The 224-nt window shown below is 66.5% G+C and carries 1 protein-coding gene; it reads right to left on the bottom strand.

What is annotated here, in order from left to right:
• A partial coding sequence (locus M4J40_RS17900) for an MBG domain-containing protein (RefSeq protein ID WP_251755788.1) occupies positions 1–224 on the bottom strand: 224 nt, incomplete at both ends.

Below are 224 nucleotides of genomic sequence, written 5' to 3'. Positions count from 1 at the left end.
CCGCTGTAGGCGAGGCCGTCGTAGGTCTTGGACGCGCTGTTGGCGGTCACCGTCAGAGCAGCCTTGTTCACCGTCAGGGCACCCGCGACATAGCTGATGTCGTAGTTTCCGGAGGTGAGGCCGAAGGCGGTGAGTGTGTAGCTGCCGGCATTGATCGCACCGTCGGCCGTGCCGCCGTAGGCGAGGGTGCCACCGAGCACCGAGGCCGTCTCGCCGTTGACCAG

This window comes from Pleomorphomonas sp. JP5, from assembly GCF_023721815.1.
GTDB lineage: Bacteria > Pseudomonadota > Alphaproteobacteria > Rhizobiales > Pleomorphomonadaceae > Pleomorphomonas.
Note: the sequence above shows the minus strand (reverse complement) of the source record. Positions and strands in the feature narration are given on the sequence as shown.